Origin of the sequence: Cellulophaga sp. 20_2_10 (assembly GCF_023476645.1) — a bacterium.
In the GTDB taxonomy this organism is placed as follows: domain Bacteria; phylum Bacteroidota; class Bacteroidia; order Flavobacteriales; family Flavobacteriaceae; genus Cellulophaga.
Genome location: NZ_JAMCOJ010000006.1, coordinates 148,051 through 171,128, shown reverse-complemented (window position 1 = coordinate 171,128; position 23,078 = coordinate 148,051). Strand labels below are relative to the sequence as shown.

Annotated in this window: 24 protein-coding genes; 15 read left to right on the top strand and 9 right to left on the bottom strand. The window is 33.5% G+C overall.

Annotated features, from left to right (window positions below; translation table 11 throughout):
• Positions 1–988, top strand: a 988-nt coding sequence (locus tag M4I21_RS13140) for a thiol-activated cytolysin family protein (RefSeq protein WP_249559641.1), incomplete at its 5' end; no start/stop codon positions are given.
• 53 nt (positions 989–1,041) lie between these two features.
• The gene (locus tag M4I21_RS13135) at positions 1,042–2,199 is read left to right on the top strand and encodes a thiol-activated cytolysin family protein (protein WP_249559640.1); all 1,158 of its coding nucleotides are present in this window, start codon (positions 1,042–1,044) and stop codon (positions 2,197–2,199) included.
• Positions 2,200–2,571: 372 nt separating this feature from the next.
• Here M4I21_RS13135 and M4I21_RS13130 read toward each other — a convergent pair whose 3' ends face one another.
• The 4 genes from M4I21_RS13130 to M4I21_RS13115 all read right to left on the bottom strand — a co-directional run bounded on the left by M4I21_RS13130 (position 2,572) and on the right by M4I21_RS13115 (position 4,992).
• On the bottom strand, positions 2,572–3,693 hold the full coding sequence (locus M4I21_RS13130; RefSeq protein WP_249559639.1) for a C1 family peptidase: 1,122 nt from the start codon (positions 3,691–3,693) through the stop codon (positions 2,572–2,574).
• A gap of 41 nt (positions 3,694–3,734) precedes the next feature.
• A complete protein-coding gene (locus M4I21_RS13125; protein WP_249559637.1) occupies positions 3,735–4,172 on the bottom strand; it encodes an ankyrin repeat domain-containing protein in 438 nt (145 codons plus the stop codon).
• A gap of 103 nt (positions 4,173–4,275) precedes the next feature.
• Complete coding sequence (locus tag M4I21_RS13120) at positions 4,276–4,488, bottom strand: helix-turn-helix domain-containing protein (RefSeq protein WP_249559636.1); 213 nt, start codon at positions 4,486–4,488, stop codon at positions 4,276–4,278.
• Between the two features lie 3 nt (positions 4,489–4,491).
• Complete coding sequence (locus M4I21_RS13115; protein ID WP_249559635.1) at positions 4,492–4,992, bottom strand: DUF2975 domain-containing protein; 501 nt, start codon at positions 4,990–4,992, stop codon at positions 4,492–4,494.
• 105 nt (positions 4,993–5,097) lie between these two features.
• Here M4I21_RS13115 and M4I21_RS13110 point away from each other — a divergent pair, with 105 nt between their 5' ends.
• The 9 genes from M4I21_RS13110 (at position 5,098) to M4I21_RS13070 (ending at position 14,111) form a co-directional block, all read left to right on the top strand.
• Positions 5,098–6,258, top strand: coding sequence for an aminotransferase class I/II-fold pyridoxal phosphate-dependent enzyme (locus M4I21_RS13110; RefSeq protein WP_249559634.1), 1,161 nt, complete (start codon positions 5,098–5,100; stop codon positions 6,256–6,258).
• Entirely contained in the window at positions 6,255–6,629 is a 375-nt protein-coding gene (locus tag M4I21_RS13105; RefSeq protein ID WP_249559633.1) for a putative signal transducing protein, read from the top strand. The genes M4I21_RS13110 and M4I21_RS13105 overlap by 4 nt, the downstream gene beginning before the upstream one ends.
• Before the next feature lie 12 nt (positions 6,630–6,641).
• A complete protein-coding gene (gene bioD, locus M4I21_RS13100) occupies positions 6,642–7,256 on the top strand; it encodes a dethiobiotin synthase (protein WP_249559632.1) in 615 nt (204 codons plus the stop codon).
• Positions 7,257–7,389: 133 nt separating this feature from the next.
• A complete protein-coding gene (gene bioA / locus M4I21_RS13095) occupies positions 7,390–8,655 on the top strand; it encodes an adenosylmethionine--8-amino-7-oxononanoate transaminase (protein ID WP_249559647.1) in 1,266 nt (421 codons plus the stop codon).
• A 2-nt stretch (positions 8,656–8,657) separates the two neighbouring features.
• Positions 8,658–9,812: a beta-ketoacyl synthase N-terminal-like domain-containing protein gene (locus M4I21_RS13090; RefSeq protein WP_249559630.1), complete on the top strand. Its 1,155-nt coding sequence runs from the start codon at positions 8,658–8,660 to the stop codon at positions 9,810–9,812.
• 61 nt (positions 9,813–9,873) lie between these two features.
• A complete protein-coding gene (locus tag M4I21_RS13085; RefSeq protein ID WP_249559629.1) occupies positions 9,874–10,452 on the top strand; it encodes a hypothetical protein in 579 nt (192 codons plus the stop codon).
• A 4-nt stretch (positions 10,453–10,456) separates the two neighbouring features.
• Entirely contained in the window at positions 10,457–11,878 is a 1,422-nt protein-coding gene (locus M4I21_RS13080; RefSeq protein ID WP_249559628.1) for a flotillin family protein, read from the top strand.
• Between the two features lie 136 nt (positions 11,879–12,014).
• Positions 12,015–13,109, top strand: coding sequence for a biotin synthase BioB (gene bioB, locus M4I21_RS13075; protein ID WP_249559627.1), 1,095 nt, complete (start codon positions 12,015–12,017; stop codon positions 13,107–13,109).
• A 144-nt stretch (positions 13,110–13,253) separates the two neighbouring features.
• Positions 13,254–14,111: a cupin-like domain-containing protein gene (locus tag M4I21_RS13070; RefSeq protein WP_249559626.1), complete on the top strand. Its 858-nt coding sequence runs from the start codon at positions 13,254–13,256 to the stop codon at positions 14,109–14,111.
• An 8-nt stretch (positions 14,112–14,119) separates the two neighbouring features.
• Here the strand turns inward: M4I21_RS13070 and M4I21_RS13065 are convergent, their stop codons facing one another.
• The 3 genes from M4I21_RS13065 to M4I21_RS13055 all read right to left on the bottom strand — a co-directional run bounded on the left by M4I21_RS13065 (position 14,120) and on the right by M4I21_RS13055 (position 16,838).
• On the bottom strand, positions 14,120–14,599 hold the full coding sequence (locus M4I21_RS13065) for a regulatory protein RecX (RefSeq protein WP_249559625.1): 480 nt from the start codon (positions 14,597–14,599) through the stop codon (positions 14,120–14,122).
• Positions 14,600–14,723: 124 nt separating this feature from the next.
• On the bottom strand, positions 14,724–16,274 hold the full coding sequence (locus tag M4I21_RS13060) for an Rne/Rng family ribonuclease (protein ID WP_249559624.1): 1,551 nt from the start codon (positions 16,272–16,274) through the stop codon (positions 14,724–14,726).
• A 273-nt stretch (positions 16,275–16,547) separates the two neighbouring features.
• Entirely contained in the window at positions 16,548–16,838 is a 291-nt protein-coding gene (locus M4I21_RS13055; RefSeq protein WP_013620605.1) for an HU family DNA-binding protein, read from the bottom strand.
• Between the two features lie 125 nt (positions 16,839–16,963).
• Between M4I21_RS13055 and mutY the strand changes: the two genes are divergently transcribed.
• The 4 genes from mutY to gldD are packed head-to-tail and all read left to right on the top strand — an operon-like array spanning position 16,964 to position 20,401.
• Positions 16,964–17,989 (top strand): A/G-specific adenine glycosylase, encoded by a 1,026-nt coding sequence (gene mutY / locus M4I21_RS13050; protein WP_249559623.1) that lies wholly within the window; start codon positions 16,964–16,966, stop codon positions 17,987–17,989.
• Between the two features lie 34 nt (positions 17,990–18,023).
• Positions 18,024–18,506: a single-stranded DNA-binding protein gene (locus tag M4I21_RS13045; protein ID WP_249559622.1), complete on the top strand. Its 483-nt coding sequence runs from the start codon at positions 18,024–18,026 to the stop codon at positions 18,504–18,506.
• Between the two features lie 19 nt (positions 18,507–18,525).
• Positions 18,526–19,857 (top strand): gliding motility-associated protein GldE, encoded by a 1,332-nt coding sequence (locus M4I21_RS13040; protein WP_249559621.1) that lies wholly within the window; start codon positions 18,526–18,528, stop codon positions 19,855–19,857.
• Complete coding sequence (gldD, locus tag M4I21_RS13035; protein ID WP_249559619.1) at positions 19,847–20,401, top strand: gliding motility lipoprotein GldD; 555 nt, start codon at positions 19,847–19,849, stop codon at positions 20,399–20,401. Before M4I21_RS13040 ends, gldD begins: the two co-directional genes overlap by 11 nt.
• Positions 20,402–20,481: 80 nt before the next feature.
• Here gldD and M4I21_RS13030 read toward each other — a convergent pair whose 3' ends face one another.
• Positions 20,482–20,871, bottom strand: coding sequence for a heavy-metal-associated domain-containing protein (locus M4I21_RS13030; protein ID WP_249559618.1), 390 nt, complete (start codon positions 20,869–20,871; stop codon positions 20,482–20,484).
• Between the two features lie 146 nt (positions 20,872–21,017).
• A complete protein-coding gene (locus tag M4I21_RS13025) occupies positions 21,018–23,075 on the bottom strand; it encodes a M16 family metallopeptidase (protein WP_249559617.1) in 2,058 nt (685 codons plus the stop codon).
• Positions 23,076–23,078 lie beyond the last annotated feature (3 nt).

Below are 23,078 nucleotides of genomic sequence, written 5' to 3'. Positions count from 1 at the left end.
GCGTCTTAGTCCGGAGACCAATACAACAGAATATGAGTACCTTACTTTAGTAGAGAGACAATCTACCTTAGAGCCGCTTTCTATTGTTAGTGCCAATAAATCGGATATTATTTATCCAGGAAGCATTTTACGAGGTTCTTCTTTTATGGATGCAGCTTATGATCCTATTGTACTTAAAAATGAGTTTAATAAAGTTCAACTTTCCTTAACACTTAGAGGAAAAAATTTGCCAGTAAGTTCATCAACCTCTCCGGCTTTAAGTAATGTTAGAATAACATTAAACGGATTGTTGGAAAATAGCCAAGCACTAATTGATTATACGGCTGTACCAAGTTTTTATAGTTACGAGAGTAACTCAGTAACAACCCAGGAAAGTTTTAATAAGACTTTGGATATACATGTTAAGGCAGATGTGCTAGGAGGTTTGGTTTCTTCTAGTTTTAATTTTAGTCAGAGTAGTGGTACACTTTCTAGTAAAAAGTATGTTGTTGTAGAAGTGCGTCAGTGGTTTTATAATGCCTCTATAGATCCCAAAAATTATACCCAATGGATAGAAGGTGATATGGATACAGAAGATTTAGGATCTCATGAGCCATTATACGTGAGTAGTGTTGACTATGGTCGAGTTGCATATTTATTAATAGAAACAGATAAGGATGAGGCCTATAATAGTACAATGGTTAAGGCATCAGTTAAAGTAGCTTTGGCAGCAGTAGATGCAAGTACGGATGTGAATTATTCCGAGGAGTTTAAATCTCTTTTTGAAGATAATAAGGTTAAAGTTCTTATTGCAGGAGGTCCAGCGCAACTAGGTGGTAGAGTAACAGATTACGATAGTTTTGCACGCTTTTTAGAAACGCCAAGTACGGGGGATTTAGTGAGTTCTGCAGCGCCTATTAGTTATAAGGTGCGTAGGCTGCTAGACAATACAGAGGTAGAGGTTAAGCAAATGTATACTGAGCAAATTTTAGAGTACAAGATAGATTAAAAACAAGGATTTTGGAAAAATGAGTACAGAATATCTTTTAATAGTAGAAACAAATGAAAAATAGGAGCGGGTTGTTTATTGTCAGTATTTTGAGTCTATCGCTTTTCTTTATAGGGTGTGATAAAAATGACGATAATTCTAGTGCAAATTTGAGTGAGCTTAAAGAAGTTTCTTTTCAAGTGGAGCCAGATAATATCATTAGCTCTGAAAAAACAGGAAATACGCGTCTTAGTCCGGAGACCAATACAACAGAATATGAGTACCTTACTTTAGTAGAGAGACAATCTACCTTAGAGCCGCTTTCTATTGTTAATGCCAATAAATCTGATATTATTTATCCAGGAAGCATTTTACGAGGTTCTTCTTTTATGGATGCAGCTTATGACCCTATTGTACTTAAAAATGAGTTTAATGATGTTGAGCTTTCATTAACACTTAGAGGAAAGGACTTGCCAATAAGCTCACCAGCATACCCAAGTCTAAGTAGTGTTAGAACAACATTAAACGCATTGTTGGAAAATAGCCAAGCTTTAATTAATTACAATGCAGTACCAAGTTTTTATAGTTATGAGAGTAACTCAGTAACAACCCAAGAAAGTTTTAATAAGACTTTGGACATACATGTTAAGGCAGATGTGCTAGGAGGTTTGGTTTCTTCTGATTTTAATTTTACTCAGAGTAGTGGTACAGTTTCTAGTAAAAAGTATGTTGTTGTAGAAGTGCGTCAGTGGTTTTATAATGCATCTATAGATCCAAAGAACTATACCCAATGGATAGATGGAGAAATGGAAGTTGAAGATTTAGGTTCTCATGAGCCATTATACGTGAGTAGTGTTGACTATGGTCGAGTTGCATATTTGTTAATAGAAACAGATAAAGATGAAGCCTATAATAGTACAATGGTGAAAGCATCAGTTAAAGTAGCTTTGGCAGTGGTAGAAGCAAGTACAGATGTCAATTATTCCGAGGAGTTTAAATCTCTTTTTGAACAAAATAAAATTAAGGTGCTTATAGCAGGAGGTCCAGCGCAACTAGGCGGTAGAGTTACAGACTATAATAGTTTTGTGCGCTTTTTAGAAACACCAAGTACTTCTGATCTTGTGGGGTCTGCTGCGCCTATTAGTTATAAGGTGCGCAGGTTGCTAGACAATACAGAGGTAGAGGTGAAGCAAATGTATACCGAACAGATTTTAGAGTACAAGCCTGAATAATTTTTGTATCATGTACTGTATAGTCTAAAGTTTGTTACATTTTTTTATGCTTTTGTTTTATTTCTAGAATAACACATCTAATTGAAAGTTAAAGCCTCGTGGTGTGGAAGTAATTTCTTACTTTTGAAAAATCTAAATATTAGTTTTATACGTATTTACTATAAATATTTGGGCATAGTCTTAAAAAATGTTATGTCTTAATACTATTTATTTTATTATTGGAGTTAGTATCTGTAATAAATGTAAAGCGCAAAATAATCATTTTGCGCTTTTTTTTTTGCGTTATACTTTTTTGTTTACATATCAAATAAATTCAAACAAATGTTAGTTATTATGCTATTAAAAATAGAATATAATACAAGTTTGTGGTTTTTATAAGTTTATTTTTTTAGATAGAACTTTAGGTACAGCATCTTTATGTACCATAATACTTATTGCTTTAAGTCGCATATAGGCTTCACTAAAATAAACATACCCGTTATGGGTTGTTCTGTTAGCATCCGTACCCCAGCTATTTTTAACTTTGTAGTATTTTGTTCCGTTTTGATCTTTTAAAACACCAGTTATATGCATTAAATGATCGTCTGTCGTTGTAAAGTTTTCAAACTCGTTTTGCCTGTAGTTTTGAGTAACTTTTAATTCAGGATAAATACCTTCTAAAGCTTTGCTGTTGTTCTCTGGGTTAGCGGGTATTACAGCTACTCCGTTTTTAGATGAAAATGTGCGTTCGCTAACATCACAATCTAATTCAACAGTAAAACCGTTTGTAAGTGCATTGTCAATAGTGCTTATCATGTCATCTAAAGTAACATTGTGCATACTTCCGTTGCTCCAGTTGTCAGGTATATTTAATATAAACGAACTGTAAAAAGGAGCGTGTGTAAAAGAAGTAATTGTTACATAATCTTCTGGTGCAATTTTAGTCATTTGCAAAAATGAAGAAGGAGTATATTGTTTTCCTTGGTATGTAAAAGTATCTTTATTTGTTCCTAGATATACATCTAAAACAGCATCTACAGCCTTAGACCAATTTTTGCTTAATTCACCTGCAGGGTTGTCTGCGTATGTTTTTACCATAGCTTCTAAGACGGCTACTAATTCCGCGTGGTTATGATTTGTGTTGTTCTCTAAAAGTCCGTTGTAAGCCTCTTGCGGCACAAGTCCGTATTCTCTAACAGAGTTAATTACATCATGTGCTAGACCACCTTCACTAAACTGAGCTTTTCCTTGGCGCATTACAAAATTTTCTGCTTTTTTAGGGTAGGTATTGCGTACAGTGTACATTTCGGATAAATCTATTTGTTTACCGGTAAGTCGTATAATTTCCGATTCTAAAAACGAAGAGGTAGAAAAACTCCAACACGTTCCCGTTGCTCCTTGACTAATAACAGGTGTTGCATCTAAATCTATAACATCTGTAAACTTATATGCTTCTTGTGCATTAATAGCGCCTACGGCAAGCATAAAGCCAAGGCTAAAAAATAATTTTCGCATAGTGTTCTTAATTAATTATTGCTTTGCGGTTAGCGTGTATTTTATTGATTAAAAGATTTTATGTATGCTATAAATTCTTTTCTTTCATATTTTTTAGCAAAATCTAAAGCAGATTGCTTGTCACTGTTTCTAACTCTAATTTGTACACCTGCTTTAACAAGGTCTTTTGCCATTGCCAACCTGTTGTATTTAGCAGCATACATAAAAGGAGTTTTGTTGTTGCACGTTTTTTCTACGCTAGCATTTTGTGCTATTAGCTCTGTAAAGCAAGATTTTGCGTTAAGTTTTATAGATAACGTTAGTACACTATATTCGGTATCATCTAGCTTGTAACACTTGTCTAAGTCTTTAGCTGTTAGGTGCTTTTTAAGTTCAGTAACATTATCACTCTCTAAAGCACTTTTAAGGTCGCTGTTTATTTCTTGTGCACTTGCGTAAGTAGAAATAATAAGTAGGATTGTAAAAAATAGGGTTTTCATTATTTTGGGTTTAATTTATTAGACAAATGTTAGTATTGGAGTTATAGCTTTTTTATAAAAAAAAGTATAACCAATGTTTACATAAAACGTCAGTGGGTTAAATTTATTCTTTTTCTTTTACATATTCTAATATATCTGATGGTTGGCAAGATAATGCTTCACAAATGGCTTCTAAAGTTGAAAAACGAATTGCTTTTGCTTTGCCAGATTTTAAAATAGATAAGTTTGCTTCTGTAATATTAATGATTTTAGCTAATTCTTTACTTTTTATGTTTCGTTCAGCCAATATTACATCTAGGTTTACAATAATTGGCATAGTTTATATGGTTAAGTCGTTTTCTTGTTTTAAGCTTATAGATTGTTTTATTATAGAAGCTTGTATGTTAAAAAAGAAACCAATTATTAAAATAAATAGAATTAAAACTTTGTCGCTATCATAAAGTAGCTCTATGGTCTGGCTAAATAAAATTTTCCTTGCAAATGCAATTAGAAGCATTAGAATAGAGGCTATTGAAGACATAATCAGATAATTACCTGATTTTTTTAGAAATAACGAAATGTTTTTTTGAAAATATCTCTCGTTAAGCATCAATCTAGCTACTTTTCTCAAAAAATAGATGCCTATAATAAGTAGTGCGTAACTAATTATAGATAAACCAATAATTAATATTGAAAACAGATTCCAATTTTCAGCAATTTGGTTATCCATATTTATGGAGCCTAAACCTAAGGGTACTACTAAGAATGCACTTATGGACGTTAAGCATAAGCAAAAAAATAGGATATCTATTAGGGTTTTAAATAAAATAGTTTTCTTCATAATGTTTATTTATTATTGTTTTTCGATAACAAATATATGAAAATTATTGAAAAACAATAATTTTTTAATTTTATTTTAAAAACCAGCTCTTTGTATCTTTGCCAAATGCTACCAGAAAAACTTCAAAAAAAATTAGAAGAAAGGCAACAGAATATGTCATTACGTACATTGCCTGTGTCTAAGCAATTAATAGATTTTTCTTCTAACGATTATTTGGGTTTTTCTGGGAATGCTTCAATCTTTAACGCTACGCATCAATATTTAGTAGATCGGAGTTTTTTTAAAAATGGAGCAACTGGCTCTAGATTACTTTCTGGGAATCATTATTTATACGATGAGCTAGAGTCTAAATTGGCGTTATTTCATCAATCTAAAGCAGCAATAGTATATAACTCTGGTTATGACGCTAATATTGGATTTTTTAGCGCTGTTCCGCAACGTGGAGATTTGGTTTTTTATGACGAATTTATACACGCTAGCATAAGAGACGGTATTGCAATGAGTAATGCCAAGGCATATAAATTTAAGCACAACAGTATTGCTGATTTAGAAAATTTAGTAGAAAGACATTCAGCCACAATTAAAGATAAAGAAGCAACTATTTATGTAGTAACAGAATCTGTTTTTTCTATGGATGGTGATTCCTCAAATTTAAAAGAAATGGCACTATTCTGTAAAGAACATAAGCTTTTTTTTGTGGTAGATGAAGCACACGCTGTTGGTGTTTTTGGTGATTATGGCGAGGGTTTGGTTCAGCAGCAAAAGTTAACGGACTTGGTTTTTGCTCGTATACTAACTTTTGGTAAAGCCTTAGGTTGTCACGGTGCAGCTATATTAGGGAGTACTGACTTAAAAACATTCCTGATTAATTTTTCACGTAGTTTTATATATACAACGGCATTAGCGCCGCATAGTGTAGCTACAATTTTACAGTCGTACTACTTTTTAGAAAGTAAAGAAGGTAAAATGCAGCAGCAACTTTTGGAAAATGCAGTAGGTCTTTTTAAGAATGAAGTTGATAAGTACAACTTAAAAGAATATTTTATACCAAGTAATTCGGCTATACAATGTTGTTTAGTATCTGGTAATGCAAAAGTTAAAAGCATTGCAAAAAAGCTTGAAGAAAACGGGTTTAGCGTAAAAGCAATATTATCACCAACAGTGCCAGTGGGTCAAGAACGTTTGCGTTTTTGTTTACACGCCTACAATACTCCTCAAGAAATAGAAAAAGTACTAACTGTTTTGCATAAAAATTTAAAAGAATGAGTCAAAAATTTTACAGGTTAGCAGCATTTGAGTATTTAGCAGATACTGTTATAATAAAAGGTAGGTTAGAGTCAGAAGGGATTGAGGTTTTTTTAAAGGATGAAAATACAGTCAACTCAGACCCATTAATTAGCAATGCAATTGGCGGAATTAAGATTTTGGTTTTAAATGAAGATAAAGACAAAGCAATAAAAATTTATAATGAAATTAGAAGCTATGCAGTAGGTGATAACGGACAGCCTTTAATCTGCCCAAATTGCAAAGCAGAAAAGCTAGAAGGGTATTATTCGGGAAATGGAATTTTTTATAGATTGTTTCCTTTTTTTGAAAAACGAAAGTTTCGTTGTTTTAACTGTAATATAGTTTCTTAAATACGTAATTAGATGAAAGCAAAACAAATATTTGTAACGGGTATATCTACAGAAGTTGGTAAAACGGTTGTTTCTGCAATACTAACTGAAGCATTAAAAGCAGATTATTGGAAACCAATACAAGCCGGAGATTTAGATGCATCAGATAGTCATAAAATAGCAGATTTTATTTCTAACTCTAAAACCGTGATACATAAAAATAGTTACGCATTACAAACACCTATGAGTCCGCATGCCGCAGCAGAAATAGATGGTGTGGTTATAGAGGTAGATAAGATAGTTGCCCCCAAAACAAATAATCACTTGGTTATAGAAGGTGCTGGTGGTTTGTTGGTTCCTTTAAATAATAATGATACAATAATAGATATTATAGATCCTAGCTACCAAGTTGTAGTAGTTTCTAGGCATTATTTGGGTAGCATAAACCATACCTTATTAACTGTAAATTATTTAGAAGAACGTGGTTTTAAAGTGTCTATAATTTTTAGCGGAGAAGAACATAAAACAACAGAAAGTATTATACTGTCTAAAACAAATGCAAAGCTTATTGGTCGTATAGAAGAAGAACCATATTTTGATAAAAATGTTATAAAAGAATATGCAGATTTGTTTAGAGATAACCTGTAAAATCTAGGTTGGTTTGTATCTTTGTCAAAAAATAAAAACTATTTGTGAAGTGTAAAAACAGTATAGCGCATTTAGAAATCTACTAATAAATTAAATGCTAGAAATCCTAACAGAAAAGGATGGCATACAGCTTATGAATCTTACAGAGAGAGATAAAAAACACTTGTGGCACCCGTTAACTCAGCATAAATTACATAGCACAATGTTGCCAATTGTAAAAGCTAAAGGGGCCGTGTTAACAGATGATGAGGGTAAGGAATATATAGACGGAATATCTTCTTGGTATACATCTGTATACGGACATTGTAATGGTTATATTTTAGAAAAAGTTCAGGCGCAAATGCAACAATTAGATCAGGTTGTGTTTAGTGGTTTTACACACAAGCCGGCTATAGAGTTGTCTGAAGAGTTAATAAAAATATTGCCTCACAATCAAGAGAAGTTGTTTTTCTCGGATAATGGTTCTACTTCGGTAGAGATAGGAATTAAAATGGCATTGCAATATCATTTTAATAAAGGAGAAAAGCGTAATGTAATGTTGGCTTTTGAAGATGGATTTCACGGAGATACTTTTGGTGCAATGTCTGTCTCAAGTTTGTCTGTTTATAATGGTCCTTTTGAAGAATTTTTTATTGATGTAGAGCGCATTCCAGTACCTACAGAAGATAATATTGATGCTATTTTATTGCAGATTGAAGCATTGGTAAAAGAAAAGGCTATTGCAGGTTTTGTGTACGAGCCTCTTGTACAAGGAGCAGCAGCTATGAAAATGCATAATGCAGCTGGTTTAAATAAAATTTTATCAGCCTTAAAAAAACACCATGTACTTTTAGTAGCAGATGAGGTAATGACTAGCTTTGGTAAAACAGGTAAGTTTTTTGCATCTGATTATATAGATGTAAAGCCAGATGTTATGTGTGTGTCTAAGGCATTAACAGCAGGCTTAGTGCCAATGGCAGCAACTAGTTGCACAAAACAAGTTTATGATGCTTTTTATGATGATGATATCTCTAAAGGATTATTTCATGGGCATACCTATACTGCAAACCCCTTGGCTTGTACTGCTGCATTAGCAGGTTTAGAGTTACTTCAGTCTTCGGAAATGCAATCTAATATTTCTAGAATAATAGCGTCTCATAAACAATTTAATGAAGAGGTTAAGGATCACCCTAAAGTAAATAATACAAGACAATTAGGTGTTATTTATGCATTGGATCTGAATATAAAAATGGAACGCTATGGTAATTTAAGAGATAAATTATTTAAGCATTTTATGGATTCTGGAGTGTTTTTACGTCCCTTAGGAAATACCATTTATATTTTGGCGCCATACGTAACAACAGATGAGCAGCTTCAAAAAATATACAATTCAATTAAAGAAGCACTAGAAATAGTTTAGGTATGAGTATTTACATTACGGCATTAGCATCTATTTCTCCTTTAGGAACTTCTTTAGATCAGGTTTGGGAGAGTTATAAAAGTGATGCACATTTACTGCAAGAAAAAAATATAGGCAATCAAAAAAGTTGGGTTGCTAGTTTAAGTGATGAGGCGAAGCAAGAAATTGAAGCGCTAAAAAACTCTGACTTAAAATATAAAAGTTTAGATGATACTGTATTGTTTGCAATGTATGCTTCAAGAAAAGCATTAGAGCAGGCAGGTTGGTCGGCGAAAGATAATTTTGGCGTAAATTTTGGGTCATCACGGGGAGCTACAGCTTTGTTTGAAAAATATCACGCAGAATTTTTAGAAAAAGATAAAGTATCAACCTTGTCATCACCAACAACTACATTAGGTAATATTTCTTCTTGGGTTGCGCACGATCTGCAAACTCAAGGACCAGAAATATCACATTCTATTACGTGCTCAACGGCCTTACATTCTCTGTTAAATGGTATTGCTTGGGTAAAAAGTGGAATGGCAAATAAGTTTTTAGTGGGTGGTAGTGAGGCTCCTTTAACGCCTTTTACCATTGCGCAAATGAAAGCTTTAAAAATTTACGCCAGAGGTACAGGAGCATATCCTTGTAAAGCTTTTGATTTAGAAAAGGATCAAAATACGATGGTTTTGGGTGAAGGTGCAGCAGTAATTGGTATAGAAAATAGTAATGCAACTAATGCTTTGGCAGAAATTATAGGAGTTGGTTATGCTACAGAGGTATTAAAACATAATATTTCTATTTCTTCTGATGCGGTATGTTTTCAACGTTCTATGAAAATGGCTTTAGAAGGTGTACATCCAGATGAGGTAGATGTTATTGTAATGCATGCGCCTGGAACAATTAAAGGAGATTTGTCAGAAATTGAAGCAATAAAAAAAGTTTTTTGTAACAAAACCCCCGCTTTGACTACAAATAAGTGGAAGATAGGTCATTCTTTTGGCGCTTCAGGTATGTTAAGTATAGAGCTGGCGGTAGCAATGTTGCAAAAACAGGAGTTTATTAAAGTTCCTTTTGTACACTATACAGAAACTCCAAAAAGCATAAAAAGGGTGCTCGTAAATGCTGTTGGCTTTGGAGGCAACGCTGTAAGTATTTTATTGCAAAAAACTTTTTAAAACAGGCCTTTAGCTAAGCTGCATTTTACTATCTTTCACAAACCAAACTAAATTTTTATTTATGGGAGAGTGGTATGCAAGCTTGGAATTGTTTCCAAAAATCTACTGGAGTATTGCCTTAATTGGCTCTGTTGTTCTGGTTATCTTTTTATTATTAAGTTTAATCGGCGGTGATGCAGATGATTTTGATGGTGATGTAGATGCAGAAGTAGAAGGGGATTCAGGAGTCGGATTTCAATTTTTATCTATAAAAAACTTATCTGGTTTTTTTGCCATTTTTGGTTGGACGGGCGTTGCTTGTATAGAAGCAGGCTTTTCTATAATTTTAACGATACTAATTTCTATTATCTGCGGTTTATTAATGATGGTGTCTATGGCGGCATTGTTTTACTATTTAAGTAAATTACAGAGTAGTGGTACTTTACATATAAAAAATGCGCTTAACCAAGTTGGCGAGGTCTATTTAACTATAGGGGCAAGCAGGGCTTTTATAGGGAAAGTTAGTATTAATGTGCAGGGTTCTTTAAGGGAGTTAGAAGCGCTTACAGATGAAAATATAAACCTTACTCAAGGCAATGTTGTTAAGGTAAAAGACGTTACAGATAACGGAATATTAATTGTTGAACTATTAAATAAATAACCATATGAATTTTTTACCCCTACAGCTGGGTGGTAATGCTAGCTTAATAGCTATTGCAGTTGCCATTTTGTTCTTTTTTGTAATTATTATCTCTTTTATACGTAGATATAAGCGTTGTCCTTCAGATAGGATTTTGGTTGTTTACGGTAAAGTAGGAGGCGGTAATTCTGCCAAATGTATCCACGGTGGAGCTGCTTTTATCTGGCCAGTTGTACAGGATTATCAATTTTTAGATTTAACACCTATTTCTATAGAGGTTAATTTGGTAAATGCCTTAAGTAAGCAAAATATTCGTGTAAACGTGCCTTCTAGATTTACTATTGGTGTTTCTACTGAACCTGGAATTATGCAAAATGCTGCTGAGCGTTTATTAGGTTTAGGTCAAAGTCAAATTCAAGATTTAGCACAAGAGATTATTTTTGGTCAATTACGTTTAGTAGTTGCTTCTATGGATATAGAAGAAATTAATAATGATAGAGATAAGTTTTTAACGAACATTTCTCAAAGTGTAGAAACGGAGTTAAAGAAAGTTGGTTTAAAATTAATCAATGTAAACATTACAGATATTGTTGATGAGTCTGGGTATATTGAAGCTCTAGGTAAAGAAGCAGCTGCACATGCAATTAACGCAGCACGTAAATCTGTTGCAGAAAAAACAAGAGATGGTTCTATTGGTGAGGCTAATGCTGTGCAAGATGAGCGTACACAAGTAGCGGCAGCAAATGCACAGGCGGTAGAAGGTGAGAATATTGCGAAAATTAATGTAGCAAATTCAGATTCTTTACGTCGTCAAAGAGAGGCAGAAGCAGAACGTACAGCGATTGCATCAGAAAAAGTACAAACAGCAAAAGCATTAGAAGAATCTTATGCAGCAGAACAAATGGCAGAAATGGCAAGGGCAGAACGTGTTCGTAGCTCACAAATGGCAGATATTGTTGTTCCTGCAGAAATAGATAAGAAAAAAGTAGAGATAGATGCAGAGGCAGATGCGGAACGTACAAGACGTATTGCAAAAGGTGATGCAGATGCAATATTATTTAAGGCGCAAGCAGAAGCTCAGGGTATATTAGAGATTCTTACAAAACAAGCACAAGGTTTAGATCAGATTGTGAAAGCAGCAGGAGATAGTCCTAAAGATGCTGTATTGTTATTAGTTGCAGATAAATTACCGGAATTGGTTAAAACGCAAGCTGAAGCTATTAAGAATATTAAGATTGATAAGGTAACTGTTTGGGATTCTGGCGCAAATTCAGCAGATGGTAAAAGCTCTACAGCAAACTTTATCTCTGGGATGTATAAATCGGTGCCGCCATTGCAAGAAATGTTTAATATGGCTGGTATGCAATTGCCAGAGTACTTAAAAGGAAAAGATGTGGAAACTGCTGCAGTAGAGGCTGAAGCATCAAAAAAAGAAGATAGCAAGTAAGTAAAATTTTTTACGAAATTCTATATAAGAATGAACCATTGGAGGTAATCTAATGGTTCATTTTTTATTTAAAAAACCTTTATTGGGATTTAATTACTAAATAGGCTATTTTTGACAACTGATTTAAAATAATCGTATGAGCGAAGTAAGACACAACTGGAGCAAGCAAGAAATTTTAGATATATATAATAGACCGTTAATGGATTTACTGTATGATGCAGCTACGATCCATAGACAGGAACATGATCCAAATACAGTACAGGTATCAACTTTACTATCTATAAAAACAGGTGGTTGTCCTGAAGATTGTGGGTATTGCCCACAAGCAGCACGTTACCATACTGGGTTAGAGAGTAATGATTTAATGTCTGTACAGCAAGTTAAAGCACAAGCTTTACGTGCAAAATCTTCTGGTAGCTCTAGAGTTTGTATGGGAGCTGCTTGGCGTAATGTTAAAGACGGGCCAGAATTTGATCAAGTGTTAGAGATGGTGCGTACGATTAATAAGTTAGATATGGAGGTTTGTTGTACGTTAGGTATGATAACAGAAAACCAAGCACAGAGATTAGCTGAAGCAGGTCTTTATGCTTACAATCATAACTTAGATACATCTGAAGACTATTATAAAGATGTAATTTCTACACGAGCTTTTGAAGATAGACTAGATACTATTGAAAATGTGCGTAAAACAAATGTAACAGTTTGTAGTGGTGGTATTATTGGTATGGGTGAGGTTTTAGAAGATAGAGCAGGTATGTTAGTTGCTTTGTCTACTTTAAGTCCGCAGCCAGAATCAGTGCCAATTAATGCATTAGTGCCAGTAGAAGGTACACCAATGGAAGATATAGAGCCAGTTTCTATATGGGATATGGTGCGTATGGTAGCTACAACACGTATTGTTATGCCAAATACACAAGTAAGATTGTCTGCAGGGCGTACAGAGATGAGTAGAGAAGGACAGGCAATGTGCTTCTTTGCAGGTGCAAACTCAATTTTTGCTGGAGATAAATTATTAACTACTCCAAATCCTGATGTAGGTGAGGATATGGAAATGTTTAAGTTGTTAGGATTAAATCCTCAGAAACCATTTACAAAAGTTTCTCAGCCAAAAACGGTTGAAGCAGGAGATTCTGAGTATCAAAACCTTGGCGAAAAACCAAAATGGTCTAGACCTGGGCATAAGATAGAACGTAATGAAGTTGCTAAGGAAAAAGCAAAACTTACAAAATAGATAGAGCGCTATACTTTATTAGTAACCGCTATTCAATTTAAATTTTAAAGATTTAATTGAGTAGCGGTTTTTAATTTTGTTTATTTTTTAAGTAATATTTAAATCCTATTTTTTATTTTTATTGACTTTTTAATTTAAACGCTATTGCATTTACAAGATATTCCAAGGGTAAAAACAATTACCAAAGAAGATTTTATTAAGCACTTTTTTAAGCCTCAAAAACCCGTAGTTATTGAGTGTTTTATAGAGGAGTGGCCTGCGTATACTAAATGGAGTTTGGAGTATATAAAGTCTGTTGCAGGTGATAAAATTGTGCCTTTGTATGATGATAGACCTGTAGATTACAAAGATGGTTTTAATGAGCCGCATGCAAAAATGAAAATGGCAGATTATATTGACTTGCTTAAAAAAGAACCTACGAAATTTAGAATTTTTTTATGGAACATATTAAAAGAAGTTCCGGTATTGCAGAACGACTTTACGTTTCCGGATTTTGGTTTGAGATTGATGAAGAGCTTACCAATGTTATTTTTTGGAGGTAAAGAATCGCATACCTTTATGCATTATGATATTGATTTGGCGAATATTTTTCATTTTCATTTTGAAGGAGAAAAGCAAGTTATTCTTTTTAGTCAGTCGCAGAATAAGTATTTATACAAGGTTCCGCATTCTTTAATTACTCACGAAGGTATAGATTTTTCTAATCCAGATTATAAAAAATGGCCAGCATTAAAAAATGCTAAAGGATATAAGGCAAGTTTAAATCACGGAGAGGTATTGTATATGCCGGAGGGTTATTGGCATTATATGAAATATATTACACCTGGTTTTTCTATGAGCTTACGAGCAATAGCGAGGACTCCTAAAAATGTAGGAAAAGCCATTTATAATGTTTTTATAATGCGTAATTATGATAATTTAATGCGTAGAATTAAGGGTCAAAAATGGATCGATAATAAAAACAGAAAAGCTATTACAACAACAAATAAGGCTTTAAGGTAGCTGTTTCTTTATTTTTTCGCAGATAATTCTTTTGCTTTTTCATACACTAAGTGACTTTCCCAGCCTCGGTAGAGTAGGTAATCTGCTATCTTTTTTTGTTTTTTAAATGGGTTTGTTTCTTTAACGGCATTAGCTCTTTTAAGTGCAAGTGTATCTAGTGTTGTAAGGTAGTCGTTATCGTCTATCTCTTTTAAAGCAGTTTTTATATTGTAAATAGATATGTTTCTAAACTTTAACTCGTTTACAATTCTGATTTTACCCCATTTTTTAATATTAAATTTTCCGCGGGCAAAACTCTGAGCAAAACGTTCTTCGTTTAAGTAGTTTTCTTTTATTAAGTGGGTAATTACAAGATCTCTAGCATCGGGAATCATCCCCATATCTTTTAGTTTTTGAGTAACTTCTTTATGGCAACGCTCTTGATAAGCGCAGTATTGTTCTAGTTTTTTAGTGGCTTCTGTAATTGTGTATGATGGTTGTAAGCTCATATTACAAATGTACGGAAACAAAAAAAGCGACCACATTGCTGAGGTCGCTTTTATTTTTTTATATATGTCTTTTGGTTTCTATAAAGACATATATAATAAACCGTTTTTTAAGTAAAGGTATATTTTAATATATGGTTTTACCTTCTTTGTTTTTAAAGCGGTATTCTAGATACGTATAAGAGTCTCTAGATTGTACTTTAACCCATTTTTTATATTCCATAAACCACTTGAAACGAATGGATTGTAATCCTTTTGTAAGATATGCAGCAATAAACGGATGTATGTGTAGAATAACATCGTTATCTTTTGCAGGTCCGCTTAGTAGTTTCTCTAAGTCAGATTTAATCTTATCTATTAAAACTATCGGAGCTTCTACCTCTGCGCCGTTTAGGCCGTTAGGATTTTTCTCCATTGTTTTAATATTTCTTTCGGGTCTTACTCTTTGTCTTGTGATTTGAATAAGGCCAAATTTGCTCGGCGGCAAAATTTTGTGCTTAGCTCTGTCATCTTTCATCTCATCGCGTAGATGTTCAAAAAGTTTTTTTCTATGATCTGGCTTTCCCATATCTATAAAATCTACTACAATAATACCTCCCATATCGCGTAAACGCAATTGTCGGGCTATTTCTGTGGCAGAAATCATATTCACTTCTAATGCTGTGTCTTCTTGGTTTTTGGCCTTATTAGATCTGTTACCGCTGTTAACGTCTATAACGTGTAGGGCTTCAGTGTGTTCTATAATTAAATAGGCGCCTTTACTCATAGAGGCTGTTCTACCAAAAGAAGTTTTAATTTGTCTTTCTATTCCAAATTTCTCAAAAATTGGCACAGAAGACTCATATAATTTTACAATAGATTCTTTCTTCGGTGCAATTTCTTGCACATAATCTTTAATTTCATTGTAAAGCGTTGTATCATCAACATGTATTCCTGTAAAGGTGTCGTTAAATACGTCTCTAAGTATAGATGAAGCTCTGTTTAGCTCTACTAATACTTTGGATGGGTGAGGTGCTTTATACAATTTCTTGCACATTACTGTCCATTTGGTCAGTAAGTTTTCTAGATCTTTATCTAGCTCTGCAACTTTTTTGCCTTCGGCAACGGTTCTTATAATAACGCCAAAACCTTTAGGTTTTATGCTTCTTACAAGTCTTTTTAACCTTTCTTTTTCTTCTTTGCTTTCTATTTTTTGAGAAACAGAAACTCGATCAGAAAAAGGTACCATAACCACATATCGCCCAGCTAATGATAGCTCAGAGCTTATTCTTGGTCCTTTGGTAGAGATAGGTTCTTTTACAATTTGTACTAATAATGATTGATTAGATTTAATAGCATCATTAATGCTACCGTCTTTATCAATATCTTTTTCAAAAGGGAAGTCTTTTAAAGAAAAATCTTTCAATTTTCCTGTGCTTGCCCCTTTTACGAATTTCAACATAGAAGAGAGCTGCGGACCTAGGTCATGATAATGCAAAAATGCATCTTTTTCATAACCAACGTCTACAAATGCAGCATTTAGACCAGTAACAGGTTTTCTAATTTTAGCAATAAATATATCGCCTACAGAAAAATTGTTATTGTCCTCTTCTTTGTGAAGTTCTATTAGTTTTCCGTCCTTAGTTAAGGCAAAATCGACAGCGTTAGAACCAGATCTTACGATTAATTCTTTATTCACCTGAATCAATTTTTATCTATCTCGACTTATAAATAAGAGAGATAAATGGATTAAACAATAGTTGTGCGGGTACAAAATACCCGCTGAAATTCTTTCGTTAAGAATCTCTATGTCAATGAACGTTTTTTAAAACGAAAAAGTAGTTGTTAACAACTACTTTTTCTTGTGTCGGTTAGCTCTTCTACGCTTCTTGCGCTTATGGGTAGCTACCTTATGTCTCTTTCTTTTCTTACCACTAGGCATAAAATCTACTTTTTAATTAATATTAATATTTTACTTTACTTGTACGTTGCTCTTAACACCTTCTACAAAAACCTTTGCAGGCTTAAATGCAGGAATATTATGAGCTGGTATTTTTATGGTAGTATTTTTAGAAATATTTCTACCAGTTTTTTCTGCTCTTGTTTTAATAATAAAACTACCAAAACCTCTAAGGTAAACATTATCTCCATTTTCTAATGAAGTTTTAACCTCTTCCATAAAAGTTTCAACAGTAGCCTGTACATCTCCTTTTTCAATCCCCAGTTTGTCTGAGATTTTCGATACGATATCTGCTTTCGTCATTGTCAGTATATATTATGTCCTTGTTTTTTCGGGTTGCAAATATATAAATTAAATTTATTCTTTTACGTTAATAGACTTAATTTTAAGTATATAAACCTGTACTTTTGTTTATTATTATTTATTTGATGACTTTTTCCCAAAAAATACTAGATTGGTATGCCTTAAATAAACGCTCTTTACCCTGGAGAAACACTGTGAACCCTTATAAAATATGGCTTTCAGAAATTATGCTCCAGCAGACAAGAGTTGCTCAAGGTACGTCTTATTATTTAAGTTTTGAAAAACATTTTCCTACTATTTTTGATCTTGCTAATGCCTCAGAAGAGAAAGTTTTAAAATTATGGCAAGGTTTAGGGTATTATTCCCGCGCTAGAAATCTTCATTTTACCGCAAAGCACATAGTAACTAATCTAAACGGAGAGTTCCCTAATACATATAAAGAACTCGTTAAGCTAAAAGGAGTGGGCGATTATACGGCTAGTGCAATTGCTTCAATCTCTTTTAATGAGCAACAAGCAGTGGTAGACGGTAATGTGTATAGGGTTTTAGCTAGGTATTATGGTGTAGACTTACCTATTAATAGTACTGAGGGTATAAAGTATTTTAAAGCGTTAGCTACAGAGGTAATGCACTCTTCAGATATAAGAGACTATAATCAAGGTATAATGGAGTTTGGTGCTTTGCAGTGTGCTCCTAAAAATCCGGATTGTACTATTTGTCCTTTAAGTAATAGTTGTGTAGCCTTGCAAAAGAATGTAGTAGGTGTGTTGCCTGTTAAATTAAAAAAGACAAAAATAAAGAAACGTAATTTTAATTATTTGGTTGTTGTAGATGGTACTGGTAATACTTTACTACAGCAAAGAACGGGAAAAGGGATATGGCAAAATCTGTATCAGTTTCCGTTGTTAGAAGACGAGGCAGATGTTAAAACAATTTATGACCTATATAGTAAGGTGTTACCGGCAGTAAAAGTAAAAGATATACGTTTGTTTAATACGGATGCAATTGTACATAAGTTATCGCATCAACATTTATTTACTCATTTTTGGATACTTAAAGTTGATGAAGTTCTTGAGGATGGTATAGCTTTTTCTGACCTAGAAAAATATCCTGTACCTGTTTTAATTGCAGACTTCATAAAAACGTTTTAAATTTTTGTATTTTTGATTTTAAGATAACAAAATTATGAGTGGTACGTTAAACAAAGTAATGCTAATTGGGCATTTGGGAGATGCAGTAAAAATGCACTATTTTGAAGGTGGTAATTGTATTGGGAGGTTTCCTATTGCAACCAATGAAAGCTATACAAACAAGCAAACGGGTGAGCGCGTTACTAATACAGATTGGCATAATGTTGTGGTGCGTAATAAGGCAGCAGAAATATGTGAAAAGTATTTAAGTAAGGGCGATAAAATATATGTAGAAGGTAGGTTGAAAAACCGTCAATGGCAAGCGGAAGATGGTACTACGCGTTACGCGACAGAGGTACATGTTCAAGATTTCACTTTTTTGTCTACAAAACAAGAAAGTATGACAAATGCACAGAACAATCCTACGCAACCAGCAGAACAACAACAACAACAACAACAACCGGCGACGCAACAAAGCGCTCCTACTCAAAATACAGCTCCTAGTGAGCCAGAACAAGATGATGATTTACCATTTTAATACAACTAAAATTTAATTATTGGACCCAGACCCCATTATTTTACTGCTAAATACAATTGTTTTTGATGGCACATTAATCACAAAATTTATTGTGCTAATTGTACTATTGTTCTTGTCTGCTTTAATTTCAGGAGCAGAAGTGGCTTTTTTTGGCCTATCTGCAACAGATGTAAATGGTATAGGAGAAGAAAAAACAGCCAAAGGAGAATCTGTTTTAAAGCTATTGCAAAAACCTAAAAAATTACTAGCAACCATACTTATTGCTAACAATGCAATTAATATTGGTATTGTATTGTTATTTAGTTCAATTGGGGATGTTGTTTTTTCTACAATTACATATCAAATTTTTGATGTAATATCTGTTCGCTTTTTATTAGAAGTAATAGTAGCTACGTTTTTAATCTTAATGTTTGGCGAGATTATGCCTAAGATTTATGCAAATAGAAATAATGTTCAGTTTGCTTATTTTATGGCGTATCCGCTACGCTTTTTAGATGTTATTTTCACCCCATTAAGTGGGCCTATGCGTTCTGTAACATTGTATTTACACGCTAAATTGGGTAAGCAAAAATCTAACCTAAGTGTAGATCATTTGTCTCAGGCTTTAGAAATGACGTCCGAAGATGATACCACTAAAGAGGAGCAAAAAATATTACAGGGTATAGTGTCTTTTGGTAATACGGATACCAAGCAGGTTATGAGGCCAAGAATAGATATTTTTGCGTTAGATGCTGAATTAAAATTTTTAGAAGTAATTACAGAGATAAAAGACAAAGGATATTCTAGAATTCCTGTTTTTGAAGAAAATGTAGACAATGTTAAAGGTGTTCTGTATGTAAAAGATTTATTGCCGTACATAGATCGTAAAACATTTAATTGGGTAAGTTTATTAAGGGAGCCTTATTTTGTGCCAGAAAATAAAAAATTAGACGATTTGCTAAAGGAGTTTCAGGAAAAGAAAAATCATTTAGCAGTTGTTGTAGATGAATATGGAGGTACATCTGGTATAGTAACTTTAGAAGATATTATAGAAGAAATTGTAGGTGATATAAGTGATGAGTTTGATGATGAGGATTTGGTATTCTCCAAGATTGATGATTTAACTTATGTTTTTGATGGTAAAACAACATTAAAAGATTTTTACCGCGTAGCTCGTATTACTGAAGATGAAGATGCTTTTGAAGAGCAAAAAGGAGAGTCTGAAACTATAGCGGGCTTTGTTTTAGAGATTGCCGGTAGTTTTCCTAAAAGAGGAGAGAAGGTTGTGTTTAAAAATTATCAGTTTGTTGTAGAAAGTTTGGATAAAAAAAGGTTGAAACAAATTAAAGTAATGCTACCTAATGAAGCGTAAATATATTTTTTTAATAGTAATTTTTGGTGTTTTAGTAGCTGGTTGTAAAGAAGAAGCTTTGCCTAAGCCAAATGCTATGCTTAGGTTAGAGTATCCGGATACAACTAGTGTTGAGTTTGTGACGTCTAATTATTCTTTTAGTCATAGTAGTTTGGCGAAAATTGAAAGTGAAAAAGGAGCTATTAAGGTTGTCTATCCTAGAATAAATGGATCTGTTTTTTTAAGTTATAAGCCTGTAGCCGGTAATTTAAATCAATTGTTATCAGATGCTCAAAAGTTATCTTATGAGCACGCAGCAAAAGCAGATAATATAATAGAGCAGCCTTTTGTTAATGATGCAGATAATGTTTATGGTATGTTTTACGATGTAAAAGGAGATGCAGCTTCGCAATCCCAATTTTATGTTACAGACAGTACTAAGCACTTTTTAACGGGGTCACTTTATTTTGATGTGAAGCCAAATTATGATTCTATTTTGCCGGCAGCGGTATATTTGCAGGAAGACATTAGAAAAATAATGGAAACATTACGCTGGAAAGAGTAGTGTTGTTTTTTAAATGGAAAAAAAGAAAAAGGCCAATATCTAATTAAAGATATTGGCCTTTTTCTTTTGAAAGAAAGTAGTTATTCTCCTGCTTTCATATTTTCAACGGTATATGTATCTCCAGCGGCTACTGATGTTACAGTGTTTGTTAAGTCTTCTGTAGTTACAGAATTTGTATCGTACTCTACAATAGCTAATTCTTTATCGAACGAAACTGTGGCAGATTTTACACCTTCCATTTTTGCTAGTTTCTTTTCTATTGTTGCTGCGCATCCTATTTGACACGTCATTCCCTTAATTGTAAATTCAGCTTTGCTAAATTTAGCGTTATCAGCAAACACTTTTGTTTTTTCTTTGGCAACTGTATTGTTTACAGTTACTACTTCTGGTTCTTGTTTGTTTTCTTTACAAGATGCAAATAATGTTAAAGAAGCAACAAGAAGTAAACTAATGTTTTTTATAAGTTTCATACTAAATAGATGTTAGGTATGCTGCAAAAGTACTAATTTTTAATTTTTTAGTTCTTAAAATTGAAGGAGTTAATCTAAATAAAATCATAAAAAAAAGGCTGTCTAAAATAGTGTAGACAGCCTTTGAGGTTTATATATTTATTAGATTATTTAAAATCGGCATCAGATACGCCCTCATTAGTTTTTATTTCTGTAACATTAAAATTGAACTTCTGTGGTCCCATTGTTTGTTTCCAAAGAAAAGGAAATTGTATACCAGAAACCTCTTTGTAGTCGCTATAGTTAATAGTAGCGTTGCCTTGTGGGGTTGTCGTAATATCAACTATTTTTAATCCGGTTTTTACGTCGTAAGCCGCAGATTTTGTGTCGTTAAACTTAATCACGTATGCTTTTGTACCGTCAAAATCTTCAATACCTTTTAATGTAACTTCGCTATTTATGTAGTTAAGTTCAGGAAAAGGAGCAGATTCAGCTTTAATAGCAGTTATTTGTGCTTCTTGTAAGTCCATTTTGCGACCTTGAATCACCATAAAACCAGCATCGCCATCTAATACTTGCTTGCTCATAGAATTACCCATCATACTAACATCTTGCATAAACTGATCTTTAGTTGTCTTTTTAATCTCTAAAAGCAATTCTTGACCTTGTATTTCTGCTTTAGCTTTTATGTGGTACGAAGTAATGCTTTCTAGTTTTGCTTTACCGCCAATAGCTTCAATATAGTTAGATAATACTTTTTTAGCATCTATGCCTTCAGGGATAGCAACATCGTACTTTGGCTTTTCTGTTGGGTTTCCTTGTTTGTCAAAATACTTAACAGGTACAGATTGACCTTTAAAAGTAACTTTCTCTAGGTTGTCTAAAACGTCACTTCCTTTGCCTGTTACAACAATACGTGCGTTAGAAGATTTAAAATACTTTTTAGCAGCATTTTCTACATCAACAACAGTAATAGCATTTATTTTCTCTAAATACGTTTTGTAGTAGTCTTTAGATAAGCCTTCTGTTTCTATGTTTAATGCGTAGCTGGCCATAGTGCTAGGTTTTTCTAGCGCCATAATAAAGTTTCCAATGTATGCGGCTTTGGCGTCACTTAATTCTTTCTCAGAAACAGGAGTAGTGGCTATTTTATCAATCTCTGATAATAATTCTACAACAGCGCTATCTGTAACTGCGTTACGCACACTTGCGTAAGCTCTAAATCTAGATAGTGAATTTTTATCATTTCCGATGCTAGAGTATGCGCCGTAAGTATAAGCTTTGTCTTCTCTTAAGTTTAAAAATAAACGAGCAGAACCACCACCACCTAAAATACGGTTTGCCATTAGGGCAGGTAAATAATCTGGATCATTCTTTTTAAGAGATACTAAATTTTCTACAGCAACTTCAGATTGTACTGCATTTGGCATATCTACAAAGTTAATTTGTGTGTATTGTACATCTTTAGGTGTAGGTAAAGAGAAAGACGGAGGTGTTGCTTTTGTCCAGCTAACAAAGTTGTTTTTTACTAATTTTTTAACCTCTTTAAAATCTACATCACCAATAATAACCATATAAGAATTAGCAGGTACAAAATAATCGCTATAAAACTGCTGAACATCTTTTAGTGTAATGTTGTTCACAGTTTCTTTTGTAACTAGCTCACCGTAAGGGTGGTTTTTGCCATAGGCTAAAGCGCTTTGGACATCGCTAGCAATACTAGATACGTTTTTTTCATCAGCTTTTAAGCTAGTCAATAGCTTTTCTTTTTCTTTATCAAATTCTTCCTGAGTAAAATTTGGGTTTATAGCGGCATCTGCCATTAGTTCCATAATTCTAGGAAAGTACTTAGATAATGAAGATGCAGAAGCGCTTTCAGCCCCAAAAGACATTCTGGCGCCCATAAAATCTAATTCCTCATTAAAATCATCTTTAGAAATAGTTTTAGATCCATTGCCTAAAAGACTAGAAACAAATGAGCTTACGCCTGCTTTGTTTCCTTCAGCAACGGGTGGGTTATCTATAATTAATTGTACAGATACACGTGGTAATTTGTGATTTTCTACAACTAAAACTTTTAAGCCGTTTTTTAATTCAAAACGCTGTGGTTCAGATAAATTAATTTGTGGTAGTGGGCCAGCCTCTGGCATTTTACTACGGTCTACTTGTGCTTGTAGGTTAAAAGCAAGTAATGCTATAACCAGTAAAGAATATATTTTTTTCATTTT